General features: G+C 66.6%; 17 protein-coding genes and 2 tRNA genes. 16 read left to right on the forward strand and 3 right to left on the reverse strand.

All coding sequences use genetic code 11. The features are described 5' to 3' along the window. Positions 1-39: 39 nt before the first annotated feature. Positions 40-213, forward strand: coding sequence for a hypothetical protein (locus tag NQK35_RS10365; RefSeq protein ID WP_257114126.1), 174 nt, complete (start codon positions 40-42; stop codon positions 211-213). 612 nt (positions 214-825) lie between these two features. Here NQK35_RS10365 and NQK35_RS10370 read toward each other — a convergent pair. Genes NQK35_RS10370 through NQK35_RS10380 form a run of 3 tightly spaced genes read right to left on the reverse strand, consistent with a single transcriptional unit; the run spans position 826 to position 3,920 of the window. Then, entirely contained in the window at positions 826-1,905 is a 1,080-nt protein-coding gene (locus NQK35_RS10370; RefSeq protein WP_257114127.1) for an adenosine deaminase, read from the reverse strand. A 3-nt stretch (positions 1,906-1,908) separates the two neighbouring features. After that, entirely contained in the window at positions 1,909-2,715 is an 807-nt protein-coding gene (locus tag NQK35_RS10375; RefSeq protein ID WP_009212428.1) for an alpha/beta hydrolase, read from the reverse strand. Continuing rightward, positions 2,715-3,920 (reverse strand): pyridoxal phosphate-dependent aminotransferase, encoded by a 1,206-nt coding sequence (locus tag NQK35_RS10380; protein WP_009212427.1) that lies wholly within the window; start codon positions 3,918-3,920, stop codon positions 2,715-2,717. The genes NQK35_RS10375 and NQK35_RS10380 overlap by 1 nt, the downstream gene beginning before the upstream one ends. 180 nt (positions 3,921-4,100) lie before the next feature. Here NQK35_RS10380 and NQK35_RS10385 point away from each other — a divergent pair. The 15 genes from NQK35_RS10385 (at position 4,101) to NQK35_RS10455 (ending at position 17,989) form a co-directional block, all read left to right on the forward strand. Beyond that, positions 4,101-4,173, forward strand: a tRNA-Trp gene (locus NQK35_RS10385). Positions 4,174-4,207: 34 nt separating this feature from the next. Further along, positions 4,208-4,504 (forward strand): preprotein translocase subunit SecE, encoded by a 297-nt coding sequence (gene secE, locus NQK35_RS10390; protein WP_048770684.1) that lies wholly within the window; start codon positions 4,208-4,210, stop codon positions 4,502-4,504. Positions 4,505-4,580: 76 nt separating this feature from the next. Next, complete coding sequence (gene nusG / locus NQK35_RS10395; RefSeq protein WP_257114128.1) at positions 4,581-5,375, forward strand: transcription termination/antitermination protein NusG; 795 nt, start codon at positions 4,581-4,583, stop codon at positions 5,373-5,375. 161 nt (positions 5,376-5,536) lie between these two features. Next, the gene (gene rplK / locus NQK35_RS10400; protein ID WP_009212424.1) at positions 5,537-5,968 is read left to right on the forward strand and encodes a 50S ribosomal protein L11; all 432 of its coding nucleotides are present in this window, start codon (positions 5,537-5,539) and stop codon (positions 5,966-5,968) included. A 68-nt stretch (positions 5,969-6,036) separates the two neighbouring features. Further along, entirely contained in the window at positions 6,037-6,744 is a 708-nt protein-coding gene (gene rplA / locus NQK35_RS10405; RefSeq protein ID WP_257114129.1) for a 50S ribosomal protein L1, read from the forward strand. A 195-nt stretch (positions 6,745-6,939) separates the two neighbouring features. Further along, on the forward strand, positions 6,940-7,539 hold the full coding sequence (locus tag NQK35_RS10410) for an MptD family putative ECF transporter S component (protein WP_009212422.1): 600 nt from the start codon (positions 6,940-6,942) through the stop codon (positions 7,537-7,539). Next, positions 7,532-8,308, forward strand: a complete 777-nt coding sequence (locus NQK35_RS10415) for an energy-coupling factor transporter transmembrane component T family protein (protein ID WP_257114130.1) — start codon at positions 7,532-7,534, stop codon at positions 8,306-8,308. Before NQK35_RS10410 ends, NQK35_RS10415 begins: the two co-directional genes overlap by 8 nt. Further along, entirely contained in the window at positions 8,305-9,762 is a 1,458-nt protein-coding gene (locus NQK35_RS10420) for an ABC transporter ATP-binding protein (protein ID WP_257114131.1), read from the forward strand. Before NQK35_RS10415 ends, NQK35_RS10420 begins: the two co-directional genes overlap by 4 nt. Further along, positions 9,759-11,579 carry an ABC transporter ATP-binding protein gene (locus NQK35_RS10425; protein WP_257114132.1) on the forward strand — a complete coding sequence of 607 codons (1,821 nt, stop codon included), beginning with the start codon at positions 9,759-9,761 and terminating at the stop codon, positions 11,577-11,579. Before NQK35_RS10420 ends, NQK35_RS10425 begins: the two co-directional genes overlap by 4 nt. Position 11,580: 1 nt before the next feature. Then, the gene (locus NQK35_RS10430) at positions 11,581-13,344 is read left to right on the forward strand and encodes an ABC transporter ATP-binding protein (RefSeq protein ID WP_257114133.1); all 1,764 of its coding nucleotides are present in this window, start codon (positions 11,581-11,583) and stop codon (positions 13,342-13,344) included. A 285-nt stretch (positions 13,345-13,629) separates the two neighbouring features. Continuing rightward, positions 13,630-14,151, forward strand: a complete 522-nt coding sequence (rplJ, locus tag NQK35_RS10435; RefSeq protein ID WP_009212417.1) for a 50S ribosomal protein L10 — start codon at positions 13,630-13,632, stop codon at positions 14,149-14,151. Between the two features lie 92 nt (positions 14,152-14,243). Beyond that, positions 14,244-14,624 (forward strand): 50S ribosomal protein L7/L12, encoded by a 381-nt coding sequence (gene rplL, locus NQK35_RS10440; protein WP_003792291.1) that lies wholly within the window; start codon positions 14,244-14,246, stop codon positions 14,622-14,624. A gap of 872 nt (positions 14,625-15,496) precedes the next feature. Then, positions 15,497-16,291 carry a MerR family transcriptional regulator gene (locus NQK35_RS10445; RefSeq protein WP_048741067.1) on the forward strand — a complete coding sequence of 265 codons (795 nt, stop codon included), beginning with the start codon at positions 15,497-15,499 and terminating at the stop codon, positions 16,289-16,291. A gap of 232 nt (positions 16,292-16,523) precedes the next feature. Next, a tRNA-Asn gene (locus NQK35_RS10450) sits at positions 16,524-16,595 on the forward strand. 443 nt (positions 16,596-17,038) lie between these two features. After that, positions 17,039-17,989, forward strand: coding sequence for a glycerophosphodiester phosphodiesterase (locus tag NQK35_RS10455; protein ID WP_257114134.1), 951 nt, complete (start codon positions 17,039-17,041; stop codon positions 17,987-17,989). Positions 17,990-18,003: the final 14 nt, after the last annotated feature.

Here is an 18,003-nt window from a genome sequence, read left to right on the forward strand (position 1 = left end):
CGCGAAGCGATCCGGAGACTCGCGAGGCTCAGAGGCGACGTGAGCGACTACGTCAGAAGGTCGGTGGGCAACGCGCTTCGGGACATCGGTAGGAAGTTCCCCGAGATGACCGCAGCCGAACTGGAGACCGGGGACCTCGCAGGCGAGGACGTCAGGCAGGTGCATCGTTTGGCGAGCAAGTTCATCGAACGTCCGGCTGGCGCGGAGGGGTAGCTTTCGTGGCGGGGCATGCGGGCAAGCCCGACGTGCAGGTAGCAATGCCGTTTCGCCGGCGTTCGCGGGGAGCGGGCAATGGGACGAGGCCGCGGCGACAGTGACGTGCCAGCCGTTCGCCGACGTTCGTGGGAAGGCAGCAGTTGTGCAACGGCCGCCGCGCCCAGCGCTCGCGGATAGGTTGACTCAGGCCCCGCAGGCAACCGTCCGCTTCTGCGCTGTCTCCGCTTTCGCGGATAGGTTGTCACGATGCGGATAGGTTGTTCGCTTGCGGATAGCCTCATAGCCTATCCGTATCCTCATAACCTATCCGTATCCTCATAACCTATCCATGTCCTCATAACCTATCCATGTCCTCATAACCTATCCGCGTGGTGGCCTGCTGCGGGAAGTGGTTACGGTCCTCGTGCGGCATGAGTGTTTCCTAACTCGCTTGAGGGCTGACCTCCGCCGACGCGACGGCGCCAACAACCCGGCTGCCGCGTCCGGTAGGCCGCCGCATGCGGAGGAGCAGGCTCGCCGACGCCAGCAGGGGCTCGGTGGCGTTGGCCCAGGAGTGACGCGGGCACGCTCCACCGCAAGGCGAACACCCTCGTGCGCCCCGAGAACCACCTACGCCGCAGGCGCCGCGAGCCACGCGTCAATGTCGGCCTTCCACGCCGCCTTGCGCGAGGGCGAGGCCAGCGACGCTTCGATAGAAGACCGCGCCAGGTCTGCCAGGGCCTCGTCGGACAGGCCGAACACGTCGCGGGCCACCTCGTACTGGGCGACCAGGCGCGAACGGAACAGCAGCGGGTCGTCGGCAGCCAGCGCGATCCGAGCCCCCGCTGAGATCAGCGTCGGCAGCGGCACCTGAGAGAAATCCGTGTACACGCCCAGGTGCACGTTCGACGTGGGACATACCTCCAGGGCGATGCCCTCGTCGATGACGGCGCGCAGGAGCGCCGGATCTTCGCTGGTGCGCACCCCGTGCCCGAGGCGGGCCGGGGCCAGGGAGGAGACAACCTCGCGCACGGAGGAAGGCCCCAGGAGCTCGCCGCCGTGTGGGACACCGACGAGCCCAGCACGGCGCGCAATGCGGAACGCGGGAGCGAAGGAGGCCGTGGAACCCACGCGCTCGTCGTTTGAGAGGCCAAAGCCCACGACGTCTCCAGGGCCGTCGCCCGCGAACGACGCGGCCAGGCGCGCGAGGGTGCGCGCGTCCAACGGGTGCTTCATGCGCGACGCGGCGACGATCACCCCGATATCCACGCCGGTATCGTGCGAGGCCGAGCGGGCCTCGTCGATGATGATCTCGAGCGCGGGGGTGATGCCGCCGACGTAGGGGGCATAGCTGGTGGGGTCGGCCTGAATCTCCATGCGGACGGATCCCTCGGCGGCGTCGTCTTCGGCTGCCTCGCGGACGAGCCGGCGCATCGCGGCCTCGGAGCGCACGAGGTGGCGCGCGGAGTCGTAGGCGCGCTGGAAGCGGAACCAACCGCGCCCGTCGGCCGGCATGGATGCGGCGTCGATGTGCAGCAGGTGAGGGGGGAGGCGCACGCGCTGGGAGGCGGCCATATCGATCATCGTCGAGGGGCGCATGGCCCCCGTGAAGTGCAGGTGCAGGTGCGCCTTGGGCAAGGTTGCGAGGTCGCGCCTGCCCGGCGGCGTCGGGCGTGGGGCGGTGAGGTTTGGCACCGCGGGCGTCGCCACGGCTCAGTGCTCCCCGAGCCAGATGATGATGTCGCGGATCAGGCCGGGCCCCTCGGGTTCGTTGAGCAGCTCGTGGTAGGCGCCGTCAACGATGCGCAGGTGGATGTCGGCCCTCGGGTGGGCGGCGAGCGCGCCCCGCACGAGATCGCGCGAGCCCCGCAGGTCCGCCATGAGGTCGTGCGACCCGTGCATGACCAAGGTCGGAGTGCGCAGGCGGTCGGCGCGCCGCAGCACCTCGTCGCCCTGGAGGATCAAGGTCAGGCCCGTGAGGATGGGCACGCCCCCCACGTAGGTCAGCGGGTCGGCGTCGAAGGCGCGCTGAACCTCGGGGTCTCGAGACAGCGGGGAAACCGCCATGTCGGACGCCCCCTTGGCGACGATGAGGCCGGGGCGCAGCCTCGCGAGAGGCAGCAGCATGCGGGCACGGGCAGGGTCGACGTGGGGGAGGGGGCGCAGCGCCGGAGCGGAGAGCACCGTGCCGCGCAGCCGCGTCGGGTCAAGGATGGTCGAGGCCGCAGCGATGAGCCCGCCCATCGAGTGTCCGAACAGGAACAGGTCCGGCGTGCGGGCGTGCGCCAGTGCCTCGCGCCGGGCGTCGCCGAAGTCGCGGATGAGCGCGCCCACGTCCACGCGGGCGCGGGGCCCGTCTGAGGTCCCGTGGCCCGCGTGGTCGTAGAAGGCGACATCGTATCCCGCGCGGGTAAGGGCGGAGCGCAGGTGGGTGTAGCGCCCGGAGTGCTCCGCGTAGCCGTGGGAGAGGAGAACTGTCCCACGTGCGTCCTCGTCCGCGCGTTCGAAGGAGAGGCGCATCAGGCGAAGAGCTCCTGAACGCGGCCGATGCCCTCGACCAGGTCATCGTCTGACAAGGCGTAGGAGAAACGCAGGAAGCCGGAGCGCCCGAACGCCTCGCCGGGAACGGCAGCGACCTCAACCTCGTCGAGAATCAGGTCTGCGAGCTCCCCGGAGGTGTGGGCGACGCGACCGCGAATCTCCCTGCCGAGCAGGCGCTCGACGCTGGGGTAGGCGTAGAACGCTCCCTTGGGGGTGGGAACGTCGAAACCCTCGATCTGGCGCAGCATGTCGACGATCGTGCGGCGGCGGCGGTCGAAGGCGACGCGCATCTCGCTCACGGCGTCCAGGGACCCGGACACGGCGGCGCGTGCGGCCTCCTGCGCGATGTTGTTGACGTTCGAGGTCAGGTGCGACTGGAAGGACAGCGCGGCCTTGATGACGTCGGAGGGGCCGATCATCCAGCCCACTCGCCAGCCGGTCATCGCGTAGGTCTTAGCGACGCCGTTGAGGATGACGGCCTGGTCGGCCAGCTCCGGCACGAGCTTGACGATGTGCGCGCTTCGGGCATCCTCGTACAGCAGGTGCTCGTAGATCTCATCGGAGATCACCCAGATGCCGTGCTCGAGGGCCCACCGCCCGATCGCGGTCAGCTCCTCGGGTGTGTAGACGCTTCCCGTCGGGTTGGACGGCGAGCACACCAGCAGGACCTTGGTGCGCGGCGTGCGCGCGGCCTCAAGCTGCTCAACGGTGACCTTGTAGTCGGACTCCGCTCCGGCGAATACCTCGACCGGGGTGGCTCCCGCGAGCTTGACCACCTCGGGATAGGTGGTCCAGTACGGCGTTGGCAGGATTGCCTCGTCGCCTGGGCCGAGCAGGGCGGCGAAGGCCTGGAATACGGCCTGCTTGCCGCCGTTGGTGACGACGATGTCGGAGGGCGAGACCTCGTAGCCGGAGTCGCGCAGGGTCTTGGCGGCGATTGCCTCGCGCAGGGCAGGCAGACCGGCGGCGGGAGTGTAGCGGTGCATCGCCGGATTACGAGCGGCCTTCACGGCGGCCTCGACGATGTAGTCCGGCGTGGCGAAGTCCGGTTCGCCCGCGCCAAAGCCGATGACGGGGCGTCCGGCGGCCTTGAGGGCCTTCGCCTTGGCGTCCACGGCCAGCGTCGCAGACGGAGTGATGGCGTTGAAACGATCAGAGACACGGGTGCGAGGAGTTGTGGTCACCCCTCCATGGTCCCACGTCGGGCGCGACGGGGCTACGCGCACACGCAATGTGCGCGTGTTCTACCTCTCATGCGAGGCCTCGGAGCCGATTTCGCGGGCCGTGCGACGCGGGAGCGCGATCCTCCGGTGGACAAAACGCTTCCTTATCCACTAGTGTTCGTCAGGCAGGTTTTCCTGCGTAGGGCAGTGGCGCAATTGGTAGCGCACCGGTCTCCAAAACCGGCGGTTGTGGGTTCGAGTCCCGCCTGCCCTGCGACTAAGGCTATTATTTTCGCAGGAGGATCCACATGGCTGAACGTGTTGCATCGGGCGCCGAATCCTCGCGCCGAGATCGCACGAAGAGCGAGGCAACCCGCAAGCGCGGTGAGGCCGTCGGCGAGAATGCGAAGCGCCCCGGCTTCTTTGGTCGCATCTGGCTCTTCTTCAAGCAGGTCATTGACGAGATGAAGAAGGTGACCTATCCGACGGCTTCCGAGACCTGGACGTACTTCGTCGTCGTCGTTGTGTTTGTCGCCGCAATCATGCTTTTCGCTGGCCTACTCGACTTCGGATTCGGTAAGCTAAGTGCATTGATCTTCGGCTGAGACCGACGAACCCGCCCGCAGGAACCTGCAGGCGGGTTTCTTTCACGGTCCGGCCCCACTTCGTAGGAGGAACACCGTGAGCGACGAGAACTACACCGAGGAACAGACCCTCGAAGAGACCCAGGAAAAGGTCGAGCAGGAGACCGCTGATGCGCTGGCAGGCGGAGCGGCTCAGGAGGTCGTCGACGAGGTGATCAACGAGGTCGCCGCAGAAGAATCCGGATCAGAAGAAGAATCCGGGGCGGAAGAGGAAGCCTCGGCCGAGGAAGAGGCCATCGCCAAGCTGCGTCGCAAGCTCTACATGTCTCCCGGCGACTGGTACGTGATCCACACGTACTCCGGCCACGAGCGCAAGGTGAAGGCCAACCTCGAGCAACGCATCACGACCCAGAACATGGAGGACTACATCTTCGCCGTCGAGGTCCCGGACGAGTACGTCATGGAGTATCGCGGCACCGCGAAGAAGCGCGTTCGCCACGTCCGCATCCCCGGCTACGCGATCGTGTGCATGGACTTCAACGAGGCCTCCTACCGGGTCGTGAAGGAGACGCCCGCCGTCACAGGCTTCGTCGGCGACCAGCACAATCCCGTGCCGCTGTCCATTGACGAGGTCGTCATGCTCCTGACGCCCAACGTGCTGGAGGAGGCCGCCGAGGCCGCCAAGGATCAGCCCGCTCCCGTGCAGGCGGTCCAGACCCAGTACGAGGTCGGCGAGATCGTCACGGTCATCGACGGGCCCTTCGAGACCATGTCGGCCACGATCTCCGAGATCATGCCCGAGACGCAGAAGCTCAAGGTTCTCGTCACCATCTTCGAGCGCGAGACGCCGCTCGAGCTCGGCTTCGACCAGGTGGAGAAGCTCGAGCAGTGACATCACGCACCCGGACTTGGGATCAGGTCCGGAATCGCGTTATGATTCACTTTTGTGTGCGTTGGGCGTAGTGTGTCCGCTGGAACCCAGTGGGACGCCGCCCGTCGCGCCGACCTGACCGGCATCCGTCGGCCAGAACTTCAGTAGAAAGACCCGCATTCATGGCACCGAAGAAGAAGGTCACCGGCCTGATCAAGCTTCAGATCGCAGCCGGCGCCGCCACCCCCGCACCGCCCGTCGGCCCCGCGCTGGGCCAGCACGGCGTGAACATCGTCGAGTTCACCAAGGCGTACAACGCGGCCACCGAGTCTCAGCGTGGAAACATCATCCCCGTCGAGATCACCGTCTACGAGGATCGTTCTTTCACGTTCGTCCTCAAGACGCCGCCCGCCGCCGAGCTCATCAAGAAGGCCGCCGGCGTCCAGAAGGGTTCCGGCACCCCCAACACCGCCAAGGTTGGTTCGATCACCATGGCTCAGGCTCGCGAGATCGGCGAGTCCAAGATGGCTGACCTCAACGCCAACGACGTCGAGGCCGCCGCCAAGATCATCGCCGGCACCGCCCGCTCCATGGGCATCACCGTCGAAGGCTGACACCAACCACCCCCCCGTGGTAGGGCAGGCGCTGCCCGACACCCACGACTGCAAGGAGAAGAAGCAGAATGACCAAGCGCTCCAAGAGCTACCGCGCAGCGGCCGAGAAGGTCCACGCGGACGTGCTGTACACCCCCTTCGAGGCCATGAAGCTGGCCAAGGAGACCACCGTCACCAAGTTTGACTCGACCGTTGAGGTCGTCTTCCGACTGGGTGTCGATCCTCGCCAGGCGGACCAGATGGTCCGCGGCACCGTTTCCCTGCCGCACGGCACCGGCAAGACCGCCCGGGTCTTGGTCTTCGCCGTTGGTCCGCGCGCTCAGGAAGCGATCGACGCAGGCGCCGACGAGGTCGGCGGCGACGAGCTCATCGAGAAGGTCGCCAAGGGCTACACCGACTTCGATGTCGCCGTCGCCACCCCCGACCTGATGGGCAAGGTCGGCCGCCTCGGCCGCGTCCTCGGCCCCCGCGGCCTCATGCCGAACCCCAAGACGGGCACCGTGACCATGGATGTCGCGAAGGCCGTGAAGGAGATCAAGGGCGGTCGTATCGAGTTCCGCGTCGACAAGCACGCCAACCTGGCGTTCATCGTCGGCAAGGCCTCCTTCTCGGCCGAGCAGCTCACCGAGAACTACGCCGCCGTCCTGGATGAGGTTCTGCGCCTCAAGCCGTCCTCCTCCAAGGGCCGCTACCTGATCAAGGGCTCCATCGCCACGACGATGGGCCCCGGCATCCCCGTGGATGTCACCAAGGTCAAGGACCTGCTGGACAAGTGAGCTTCTCTCGCTAGTCAGGCGATTCGGGTCCCCGTGCGCGATGGGCGCACGGGGACCCGGCATTTTAGCGGGGTCTGTGGCTTGATCGATCCGTGCCTGAATGCGAAATGAGGGACATAGGTCACATAACCTGGGTATTGAATAGGGTAACCTTAATTCGCTTCTATAAACCTATATTCGTGAAGGGTCGCGAAATTGTCTCAGGTTGCGGGGCTGGGTGTCACGAAGGCGCGCTCGGCCGTCACGATTGGTGCTTTTACCGCCGTCTACTTCGTTCTTATGTGGTGCTCGGGGATGCTGGGCTTCTTCGGGCCGGCATTCATGTTCGTCGGCTGGATCGTCGGCCTCCTCCTCAACGGGCCGGTCGTCCTCCTCATGCTGGTGCGTTCGCGCATGTTCGGCACGCTCACGATCATGGGAGGCGTCGTCGCTTTCCTCATGGTGGTGACCGGTCACGCATGGGTGACCGTGCCGGCGGCTCTCATCCTTGGCCTCCTGGGCGACCTCATTGCCCGCGGTGGCGGTTACGTGAGCGCCCCGCGAAACATCGCTGCGTACATGCTGTTTTCCCTGTGGATGATCGGTCCGCTCGCTCCGATCTTCTTCGCTCCGGACGCCTATTACGCGAATGTTGCCTCCCAGATGGGCCAGGACTACGCAAACGGCATGCGGGCGCTCTTTAGCCCCGCAGTCATTGGCGGGTGGGTCGTCGTCGCGATGATCGTCGCGTGCATCGGTGGAATCATCGGGCGCTTCCTGCTGCGCAAGCACTTTTCGAAGGCCGGCGTTGCCTGAGATCTCGCTCGCTGAGGACGCCCCAGGCGAGTCAGCGAGCAGGCTGGATCCGCGCACCAAGCTCCTCGCCCTCCTCGTCCTCAACGCGCTCGTCATGCGCGCGAGCCCCACATCCACGCTTCTGGTGGTGCAGCTGCTCGCGGTGCTTGCCCTCCTGTGGGAGGTGAGCGGCACCACCGCAGCGCGCACCGGGCTCGGGTGCCTCGCCTGCGACGCAATCAGCCTCGGCTCGCCCCTCCTCGTCGCGTGGCTCGAGGCCGTGGCCTCGCCGCGTGGCGTGGTCCTCGCGATCGGCACATGCAGTGCGATCGCGTTCTGGTTCGCGCGTTTCTTCGCGGGCTTTGGCCTCGCCCTCTACGTGTACCGCACGACGCGGATCGGCCAGATGAAAGCGGCGCTGCGTGCGCTTCACCTGCCGCGCGTGTTCGTCGACGCCCTCGCCGTCGCGTTCCGTGTGATCCCTACGGTTGGGGCGGAGGCGGTCGCCATTCGCGAGGCGATGGAGATGCGCGGCGTTGACCTCGGGATTCGCGGTGTTCTGCGTCACCCCCTCGTGATCGCCGAGCACTTCCTCGTCCCTCTGCTGTCCTCCATCGCGCGCGTGGCCGACGACCTGGCGGCTTCGAGCGTCATCCGAGGCCTGGGTGGACCCACGCCTCCCACCTCGCTGACGCGGCTGCGGGCCAGCGCCTGGGACGCGGCGACCCTCGTGTGCGTCGCCGGCGTACTCGCCATTGAGTTCAGCGCCTACCTCGGAGTACTCCCATGATTGACGTTGAATCCCTGTCGTTCTCCTACGTCAGCGAGTTGACGGGTGATCGCGTTGACGCGCTCGCCGGGGTCGACCTGTCCGCCCGGCCGGGCACCCTCACGCTCGTGTGCGGGTCCTCCGGCTGCGGGAAGTCGACGCTCATGCGGGCGCTCACCGGCCTCGTCCCGCAGATGACGCCGGGAGAACTGGAAGGCGCGGTGCGGATCAACGGGCGTGACCTCACCGAGGTTCCCCTGACCGAGGTCGGTCACCTGTGCTCCTCGGTCTTCCAGAACCCCCGCACCCAGTTCTTTTGCGACACCGTCGCCGAGGAACTGGCCTTCTGCGGGGAAAACTACGGCCGCGACCGCCGGGCCCTGATCGAGAGCAGCGAGCGCGCCGCCGACCTCATGGGCATCGTAGATTTGATGGACCGTAAGCTGTCCACCCTCTCGGGCGGCCAGCTGCAGAAGGTGGCGCTCGCCTGCGCCCTGGCATCCGGTGCCCCGGTCCTCCTCGCCGACGAACCGACATCTAACCTCGACCCCGAAGCCATTGCAGACGTGCGACGCGCCCTCGCGATCCTCAAAGGCCAGGGGATGACGATCCTCGTCGTCGAGCATCGCCTCCACTTCCTGCGTGGGCTCGCCGACCAGGTGCTCCTCATGGAGGGCGGAAGGATCACGCGTCGATGGACTGGCGAGGAGTTCTACTCGTTGGACGACGCGCAGCGGCGCTCGCTCGGCCTACGGACCCTCGTGGACCCTGGGCCTCCCGAGGCGTGGGTGCCTGTGCGGGACCCCGGGGACGCGGCCTCGCCTGATGGCCGTGCCCGTTTGTCCTGCCGGGACCTGAGCTTCTCCTATGGGAACGCTCGTGTGTTCGAGGGGTTTGACGTCGATTTTCCTGCAGGGCAGATCACCTGCATCGCGGGAGAGAACGGCGCCGGGAAAACGACCCTCGTGCGCGTGCTGTGCGGGCTGGCTGCTCCCGGTTCCGGGACGATCACCCTGGACGGCCAGGAGGTGACTCGCCGGCAGCGGCGCGCCGCGTGCGCTCTCGTCATGCAGGACACCGGACGCCAGCTGTTCTCCGACACGCTCGCAGGTGAACTGACGATCGGAGCGTCCGAGGCGAGCGGCGAAGCCGGGGAGCAGCTCCTGGCCGACTTCGACCTCGCGCACTTGGGAGAGCGGCATCCGCTGAGTCTGTCGGGAGGGCAAAAACAGCGCCTCGTCATTGCCGCCGCCCGGGCGACCGGGCGCCGAGTCGTCATCCTCGACGAACCCACGTCTGGGGTTGATGCCCGGCACCTCGACTCCATCACCTCCACCCTGCGCCGCGTCGCGGACGAAGGCGCAGCCGTCATCGTCGTCACCCACGACGGTGAGTTCGCCTCAGCCTGCGCGGACCAACTCATCACGCTCACCCCTATGGGCACCAAGCGTGCTCGCGAAGGAGACCACCAATGAACGACACCGACGAGCGCGAGGACACCACTGCCTCGTCCCCACGTGACCCGCATGACGACGGAGCACGCATGGAAGACCCGCGCGCGGCCCACCTGGCGGGTCAGCGTGCCTTCAAAGAACTGACCGCACCCATCCGTGGATCCATGATGCTGTCCCGGGTGCTCGGTCTCATCTACGGTGCGCTCGCGGTTGCCCCTTACGTGGTCCTCGTCCAGCTTGGGGAAGTGCTGCTGGACGCGGCGCGCTCGGGCGTTGCCCCGGACCGCAGTGAGGTGATGACGCTACTCATGTGGCTGACGGGTGCCTTCGGCGTGCGCTACGGGATCTATTTCGTCGCTCTGACCGTCACCCACTTCGCGGACGTGCGTTTCGGGCACATCGTGCGCTCGCGCATGGTGGGCGTCCTCGCCGCAGCGCCCCTCGCCTGGTTCACATCCACGAACTCGGGGGCCGTGCGCAAGGCCATTCAGGACGACACGCACGATGTGCACACGGTCATCGCGCACGCGCCCGTCGAATCCGCAGCTGCCGTGAGCGCGCCGGCATCCCTGCTCATCTACGCCTTCGTCGTCGACTGGCGACTCGGACTCCTGTCGATCGCCACGCTGCCCGTCTACGGACTCCTCAACGCGTGGATGATGCGAGGCATGGGGGAGAAGACCGCCGAGATGGACCGACACCTCTCCCGCGTCTCGTCCACGATGGTCGAATTCGTGTCCGGCATCAGCGTCGTCAAGGCGTTCGGGACCGTCGGGCGCTCACACGAGCGATTCACACGGGCCGCCGAGGACTTCTCCCGTTTCTACGTCGACTGGTGCGGTCCGCTGCTGAAGGGTTCCGCGCTGGGGCAGGCGACCGTGTCCCCCTCCCTGATCCTGCTCATCTCCACGGCGGGCGGTTCGGCGCTCGCGGCCACGGGGATCGTGAGTCCGGTCCAGGTCATCACCTGCGCGCTCATCGCCCTCGTCATCCCGGCGGCCATCGAGGTTCTGGGGACGACGACGTGGGCCTACCAGATCGCCGGGGCTGCAGCGCTGCGCATCGTGGACCTGCTCTCCGTCGATCCGCTGCCCGCTAAGGGAAGTGCAGAGCCGCAGCGAGCTGACATCGAGATCGACGGTGTCTCCTTCTCCTACGGAGCGACCCTCGCGCTGGACGACGTGAGCCTGACGATCCCCGAGGGCTCGGTGACCGCCCTCGTGGGTTCCTCCGGCTCAGGAAAATCGACGCTCGCGACGCTGGTCGCGCGCTTCGCCGACCCGGACAGGGGGAGCGTGCGCATCGGCGGGATCGACGTGCGCGACATAGCCCCCGACGTTCTCTATCGGCACGTCTCCTTTGTCCTCCAGGATCCGCAGCTCCTCGATATCTCCGTGCGAGATAACATCGCGCTCGGCGTTCCGGGTGCCAGCGACGACGCGGTGTGGGAGGCCGCCGGGGCAGCTCGTATCGACGACTACGTGCGTTCTCTGCCCCGAGGCCTCGATGCCGTCATCGGGGAGGACGCGCATCCCTCTGGCGGCCAAGCTCAGCGAATCGCGATCGCTCGAGCCCTCCTCGTCGACGCCCCCATCCTTGTCCTCGACGAGGCCACGGCCTTCACCGACCCGGAGGCCGAAGCCGATATCCAGGCGGCGCTCACCCGCCTCGTTCAAGGCAAGACGGTCCTGGTCATCGCGCACCGTGCAGCATCCATTGCCGGCGTCGACCAGATTGCCATCCTCGAGGCAGGCCGCCTCATTGCGCTGGGCACGCCCGACCAGCTCGCCGACCACCCGTACATGCGTCGCATGAGCTCACCCCTGAAAGGACACTGACATGTTCGGTCTCATTGCCCGCCTGCGCGAACCCCTCTCCGAGCAGGGGCGAGCCGACTTCGCCCAGGCAACCCTCCTGTCCTGCATCGTCGGCGCGGTGCGCGGCTTCTCCCTGGTCGCATTCATCCCGGCTGCGATCACCCTGACCTCGGGCAGCTCCGCGTGGGGTTTGCGCCTGAGATCGTGGCTCGTTGTGCTGGCCCTGTGCGCCCTTACCTCCTTTGTCGTCGAGTACCTCCTGGCCATGCGCTCCTATTCGGTGGCCTTCGACTTCCTGTCGAACATGCACCGAGCGATCGGCGACAAGGTGGCCTCCCTGCCGCTCGGTTCCTTCCGCGGCGACACCGCCGGAAAGACCTCGCGCCTCGTCTCGCGCGAACTCATGGTTCTGGGTGAGATCTTCGCGCACATGTATTCGCCCCTCATCGCCGCGATCGTCACCTCGCTGACGATGCTCGTCGGCATCACCGTGTTTTCGCCGGTCCTCGCACTGGTGTGCGTGGCCGCGATCCCGGTCGTCGGCGGAGGAGTGTGGGTGGCCCGACGATGCCTGCGGTCGGGGGCTGCAATGAAAGAGCCTCCCGCCCGCGAGCTGTCCCACCGCATCGTCGAATACGCGACCAAGCAGGGCGCCCTGCGCGCGTGCGGACGCGCCTCCTCCTACGAGCCCCTCCAGCAGGCCGAATCCGAGTACGGGGCGGCCGCGCGCCGCTCACTCATAAGGGAGACCCTCGGCCAGATCGTCAATGGCATGGCCGCCCAGACCGTCGTCGTGACGCTTATCTGCGTGATCGGCTGGCTCGCGGTAGCCGGTACCGTCGGCCCGGTGGAAGCGGTCGTCTCCATTGGCCTCCTGCTGCGCTTCACGCAGATCCTCGTCGACATTGGTGCGCTCGCCTCCGCGTTCGAAACCCGGCGCCCCGTCCTGGACCTCAGCCATGAGATCCTCTCCGCACCCGAATTGCCGACGCCCGACGGTCGGCGATCCGCGGACGAGGCCCAGGCCTCGTCGGGCGCGTCCGTTTCCCTCGAGGACGTCTCCTTCTCCTACGAGGCCGACCACCCGGTCCTGCAAGGCGTATCCTTCCGCGTGGACCCCGGAACCATGACCGCGATCGTCGGCCCCTCTGGCTGCGGCAAGACCACCATTGCGCGCCTCGTCGCGCGCTTCTACGACGTGGATGCGGGCAGCGTGCGCGTGGGAGGCGGCGACGTGCGCGACTGGGAGACCGCCGACCTGATGGCCCAGCTCTCCCTCGTGTTCCAGGATGTCTATCTCTTCGATGACACTCTCGAGGCCAACGTGCGCGTGGGCAACCCCCATGCCAGCCGTATGGACATCGAGGATGCGGCTCGTCTGAGCGGTGTCGATGACATCGTCCGGCGCCTACCCCTCGGCTGGGACACCCCCGTCGGGGAGGGTGGCCGCGCGCTGTCAGGAGGCGAACGCCAGCGCGTCTCCATTGCCCGCGCCCTCCTCAAGAATGCCCCGATCGTCCTGTTCGACGAGGCCACGAGCGCCCTCGACCCCGAGAATGAATCGCGCGTCACCGATGCGATGGCTGCCCTGCGGCGTGATGCCACCCTCATCGTCATAGCCCATAAGCTCGACACGATCACGGCCGCCGACCACATCGTGGTTCTCGACGACACCGGGCGCGTCGCCCAAATCGGCACGCACGAGGAGCTCTACGCCGAATCGGGCGGCCAATACCGGGTGTTCTGGGACGCGCGCTCGCGGGCAGCTGGATGGAAGCTCGTCTGATGCTCGTCGTGACCCGGCCTCGCGAGTACGATGGTGTGCCCAGCGGTGGATCGTGGGCGCGGCGAGTTTGTCCCGGCCTCGCCTGTGATGCTCGCCCCGTTGCTTGCATGGCCCTGCGCGCCCTGTTAAGCTAATTCTTGCCGAAGACCGTTGGTGTCCACGATAGTGGAGGAAAATCCAGCGCAGGTGAGTGAGCAGCACATTGCTGCAATCGAGCGTACGCCCGACACGATCCTGCGTGTCGGGTTTTTTCGTGCCTGCGGTCACGTATCTGGAAGGAGGACCATGGCGAAGTCCGACAAGGTGGCAGCAGTTGCCGAGCTCGTGGAGCGTTTCCGCGCAGCCGACGCTGTCCTGCTGACCGAGTACCGCGGCCTGACCGTTGGCCAGCTCAAGCAGCTGCGTCGCGGCTTGGGCGAGAACGCGACCTACGCCGTGGCAAAGAACACGCTGGCGCGGCTGGCAGCCAAGGAGGTCGGTCTCGACTTCTTGGCTGAGGACCTCAAGGGTCCCACAGCCATCGCTTTCGTCTCCGGTGAGCCCGTCGAGGCCGCCAAGGCGCTGCGTGATTTTGCTAAGGACAACCCCGCCCTCGTGCTGAAGTCCGGCGCGATGGACGGCGCTCCCCTGAGCGTCGAGGCTGTCAAGAAGCTTGCCGATCTCGAGTCCCGCGAGGTCCTGCTGGCCAAGGCCGCAGGCGTCCTCAAGGCCAAGATTGGTCAGGCGGCGTTCGCATTCAACGCTCTGCCCGTCAAGGCAGTGCGCACCATCGATGCTCTGCGCGAGAAGCAGAGCGAAGCGGCCTGACGAGACAGGCCATGTTCCACGCCGCCATCCGGGCTGCGTGAAACACCCCAACATTCTGCACTCGTGCAGGCCAATCAGGAAGGATGCCACTCATGGCTAAGCTCTCCAATGACGAGCTCATCGCAGCTTTCAAGGAAATGACCCTCATCGAGCTCTCCGACTTCGTGAAGCTCTTCGAGGAGACCTTCGACGTTGAGGCCGCTGCCCCCGCAGCCGTCGCCGTTGCCGCCCCGGCCGCCGACGCCCCCGCCGCCGAAGAGAAGGACGAGTTCGAGGTCGTCCTCGAGTCCGCTGGCGACAAGAAGATCGCGGTCGTCAAGGTCGTGAAGAACCTGGCCGGCCTGGGCCTGAAGGAAGCCAAGGACCTGGTTGACTCCGCGCCCTCCACCATCTTCCCCGCCGCGAAGAAGGAAGACGCCGAGAAGGCCAAGGCTGAGATCGAAGAGGCCGGCGGCAAGGTCACCCTCAAGTGACTTTCCCCGTCTGATTCTGTCAGACTCTCACCCCTCGTCGGGTGAGCACGCCCCGTCCCGCATCCGCGGGGCGGGGTTTGCGCGTGTGTGGCCGTGTGTTTGCTTGTGGTCTCGCTGCTGTTTCGGGCACCGCCATTGGGCGCTGCAGCCTGGCCTCGTGGCCCTCCCCGACGCGGTGGCGCCCGGTGGGGCTGGTCCGTGTCCCGGCCCGCCGATGTTCTCGGTGTCGCAAGCCGCTTCGTGGCGGTCGGATGCGTGAATATTCTTGCGGGGGGCGAGGTGTGCACCTGATCGGGAGGATTCAACCCCTTCTGATCGGGTTGATTCTTCCCGATCGGGTTGAATCCTCTGAGGCGACCGGTCGCCTCTTCAGCCTTCGGGCATCCTTCACACCGATTGAAATGTTGAGCCTTCTTGCACGCGCCTCCAGACGGTGGCTCGTTCTCACTGGTGTCATGCCTCCTTGCTGTCGTCATGCTGTTGGTTGCGTGTTCGCGGGGCGTTGAGGTGTGGATCGCGCGCTTCGCCGCCTCGTCAAGGTTGGTTGCGCGCTCGCCTAAAATCGGGACCGTGGTGCGTTGCAGCCCGCTGCATGCCCGGCGGGAGGCCTCCACCGTGGCGGAGCGCTGCGCGCCGCATCCCCGTTGGAAGACCGTGACCACGGGTGGGGGCCCACAGCTGCTGCAGGGGTGGCCGCCCTGGCGTAGTTGGAACCTCGTCGGTGTGGTGACGAGGGTGCAGGCGCCGGCATTGGGCGCGTGTCGACGCGAGGGTGGGGCACCAACAGGAGCATCTGTGGCACGATGCATCTGTGCCGCACACGCACTCTTCCGTTTGACCATGACGCGACGTGAGGCTTCAGGATCATTTCCATGAGCGATGACAAGACTCTCTACACCGTCGGCGAAGTCGCCGAGCGATTCTCGCTGACGGTGCGAACGCTGCATCACTGGGAGGCGCAGGGCCTCCTGGCTCCCGCCGAGCGAAGCTGGTCGAACTACCGGCTCTACTCGGTCGAGGACTGCGCGCGCGTCCAGAGGATCATCATCTACCGAGCGACGGGGATGAAGCTGACGGACATCAAGGCGCTCCTCGATTCCGGAGAGTCGGGGGTCTCGCACCTGAAGCGGCAGCGGGAGAGCCTCATTGCTCAGCGTCGAGAGACGGACAAGATGATTGAAGCACTGGACATACTCTTGGAGGATGCAATGAACGATAACGCGCTCACCGTCGAAGAGATCGGGGAGATCCTGGACGACGCCGACTTTGCGGCCCACCAGGCTCGAGCCGAGGAATGCTACGGCGAGACCGACGACTGGAAGGAGTGGCACCGTCGTACCGCCTCGTGGCGGAAAGACGAGTGGCAGGCCAACGTCGAACGAATCCAGCAGATCGAATCGGACATGATCGAGGCCATTCGCGGTGGCGTTGCCACCGACAGCAACCGGGCCGCCGAGCTGGTCGACGCACACAGGGAGGCGCTGAGCGAGTACTTCCCCGTGAGCCCCGCGAAGCACTACCTGATCTCGCGGGCCTACCTGCGCGACGAGGGCTTCCGCTCCCACTACGACTCCCAGCAGGAGGGGTTCGCCCGGTGGCTCGCGACCGCGATCGAGCACGTTGCACGCGCGCGAGGCGTCGACACGGACAACCCGCAGTGGCGATGACGCGGACGTTGCCGCTCTGCGCGTGGCGAGCCCGCCGGACCCGCAGCGCCGAGTGAGGCGCGCGGGTCCGCCGCTTTGCAGGTCCGTGGAAGCCTCGCCAGGTAGCGGCGTGCGCGTGCCTGTTGGGATGGGGCCGGAGCGTAGCCGCCGACGTGATGTGCAGCATAAGGGGCGAGGTGCCTCCAAGTTGCCAGCCGCTTGGCGGCTCTGCTAGTATCTTCTCTTGTCGCAATCCTGCGTAGCTCAACGGCAGAGCATCCGACTGTTAATCGGACGGTTACTGGTTCGAATCCAGTCGCAGGAGCTTGTCGCCCCCGACCCGCAGGGTCGGGGGCTTTTACGTGCCCGCGCCGGGCTAGGCGAGCACGCGGCCGACCGGGGCTTTTTCTACGTCTTTCCTGCGACACGCCGACGACACGCCGACGCAGGCTCCAACATGTAGAAGTTCCCCCACTTCAACGCCGGTATGGTCTCCGAGTGGCCAGGCCCAGCCTTTCGGATGGTCCCTCGCCACAGAGCCCCGCGAATCTGTCCCGCCACACTGCCCGGGGCCAGCCGCAACCAGCATGCCTCGTCCGACAACTCAAGTGTTCTGCGAGCCGGGTTCTCGACTAACCGAGATAGTATCGACGGGGCAGACATCGCTCAGCGGAGCGCCGTCGAGGCGGGGTTGACTGCCCCGCGGGCTATCTCGACCGCAGCGCAACCCCGCTTGCAAGCGTCACGACAACCGGAGGGCCCGTATCCATGGCAACCGACCCCACCATTGAAGCCGGAGCTGGCGACATTGATACCCGCGCGAGGGCGATGAGCTCGCCGAGTGTGGCCCCCGGGCAAAGGGCGCAGGCTTCCACGGCGGCGCCTCCCGGTGGCGCGAGCCCGGTGGTCGCGCTTCCGACCGGTGGCTCGGGCGCAGGAGTGCGCCCGCTCAGCGGCGGCGAGGCCTCGGCCCCCGTCCAGGCGGCAGGCGCCGACATGGTCGCAAGGCTCCTCGCCGGGCGACCGTTCTACATCAGTCACCGAATGGGAGGAAGCGAATACCCGGAGTTCACGCGCCGGGGGCTGGATGCCTCGCTCCGGGCGGGCTTCACGGCGCTGGAGGTCTCCGTGCGGCGCTGCGCGTCGGGGGAGTTCGTGGCGATCCACGATTGGACGACCGCGCGAACCGTGCGGGGAACCAACTATCAGATTTGGAAGACTCCGTGGTCGACGCTGCGCACGCTGCGTCAGGAAGCGGGGCCGTTCATGCGCTTGACGGACATCGTCGCGAGCATTCCAGCCACCGTCGTCCTCGCCATCGACCACAAGACGACCTCCTCCCAGGATCAGAAGAACAAGGGAGACCTGGCCTCCGAGAAGGCTCTCTTCGACTACCTGCACAGGGCGTTTGGAGGTCATCCCGAGCGTCGCGTCCTGTGGAAGACATTTGCCAAGGGGACGAGTGCGGCCAGAGCCAAGGCTCGCGGATATCGGACCATGGCCATGCTCTACCCAGCCGAGGTGGCGGGGGCACGGCTTACCCAGTGGGATGTGCTCGGCATGGAATGGAACGCGGAAGCGCAGGTGTGGAAGACCCTGGCGGCGGCGAAGAGGCCGACGATTGCACACATCGTGACGAATGCCGGGCAGGTGAAGCGCGCCCTCGCTCGCGGAGCAACCGGCCTGATGGCCTCGTATCCGTCGAGGGTGCACCCGTAGCTGGTCCGCGACGA

This window comes from Schaalia odontolytica, from assembly GCF_024584435.1.
Classification (GTDB): domain Bacteria; phylum Actinomycetota; class Actinomycetes; order Actinomycetales; family Actinomycetaceae; genus Pauljensenia.

Coding starts and splice junctions, on each gene's coding strand:
- NQK35_RS10375 (WP_009212428.1), bottom strand. CDS start 2,715: ATGCGCCTCTCCTTCGAACGCGCGGACGAGGACGCACGTGGGACAGTT.
- rplJ (WP_009212417.1), top strand. CDS start 13,630: ATGGCGAAGTCCGACAAGGTGGCAGCAGTTGCCGAGCTCGTGGAGCGT.
- NQK35_RS10425 (WP_257114132.1), top strand. CDS start 9,759: ATGAACGACACCGACGAGCGCGAGGACACCACTGCCTCGTCCCCACGT.
- NQK35_RS10455 (WP_257114134.1), top strand. CDS start 17,039: ATGGCAACCGACCCCACCATTGAAGCCGGAGCTGGCGACATTGATACC.
- secE (WP_048770684.1), top strand. CDS start 4,208: ATGGCTGAACGTGTTGCATCGGGCGCCGAATCCTCGCGCCGAGATCGC.
- NQK35_RS10445 (WP_048741067.1), top strand. CDS start 15,497: ATGAGCGATGACAAGACTCTCTACACCGTCGGCGAAGTCGCCGAGCGA.
- NQK35_RS10430 (WP_257114133.1), top strand. CDS start 11,581: ATGTTCGGTCTCATTGCCCGCCTGCGCGAACCCCTCTCCGAGCAGGGG.
- rplK (WP_009212424.1), top strand. CDS start 5,537: ATGGCACCGAAGAAGAAGGTCACCGGCCTGATCAAGCTTCAGATCGCA.
- rplL (WP_003792291.1), top strand. CDS start 14,244: ATGGCTAAGCTCTCCAATGACGAGCTCATCGCAGCTTTCAAGGAAATG.
- rplA (WP_257114129.1), top strand. CDS start 6,037: ATGACCAAGCGCTCCAAGAGCTACCGCGCAGCGGCCGAGAAGGTCCAC.
- NQK35_RS10420 (WP_257114131.1), top strand. CDS start 8,305: ATGATTGACGTTGAATCCCTGTCGTTCTCCTACGTCAGCGAGTTGACG.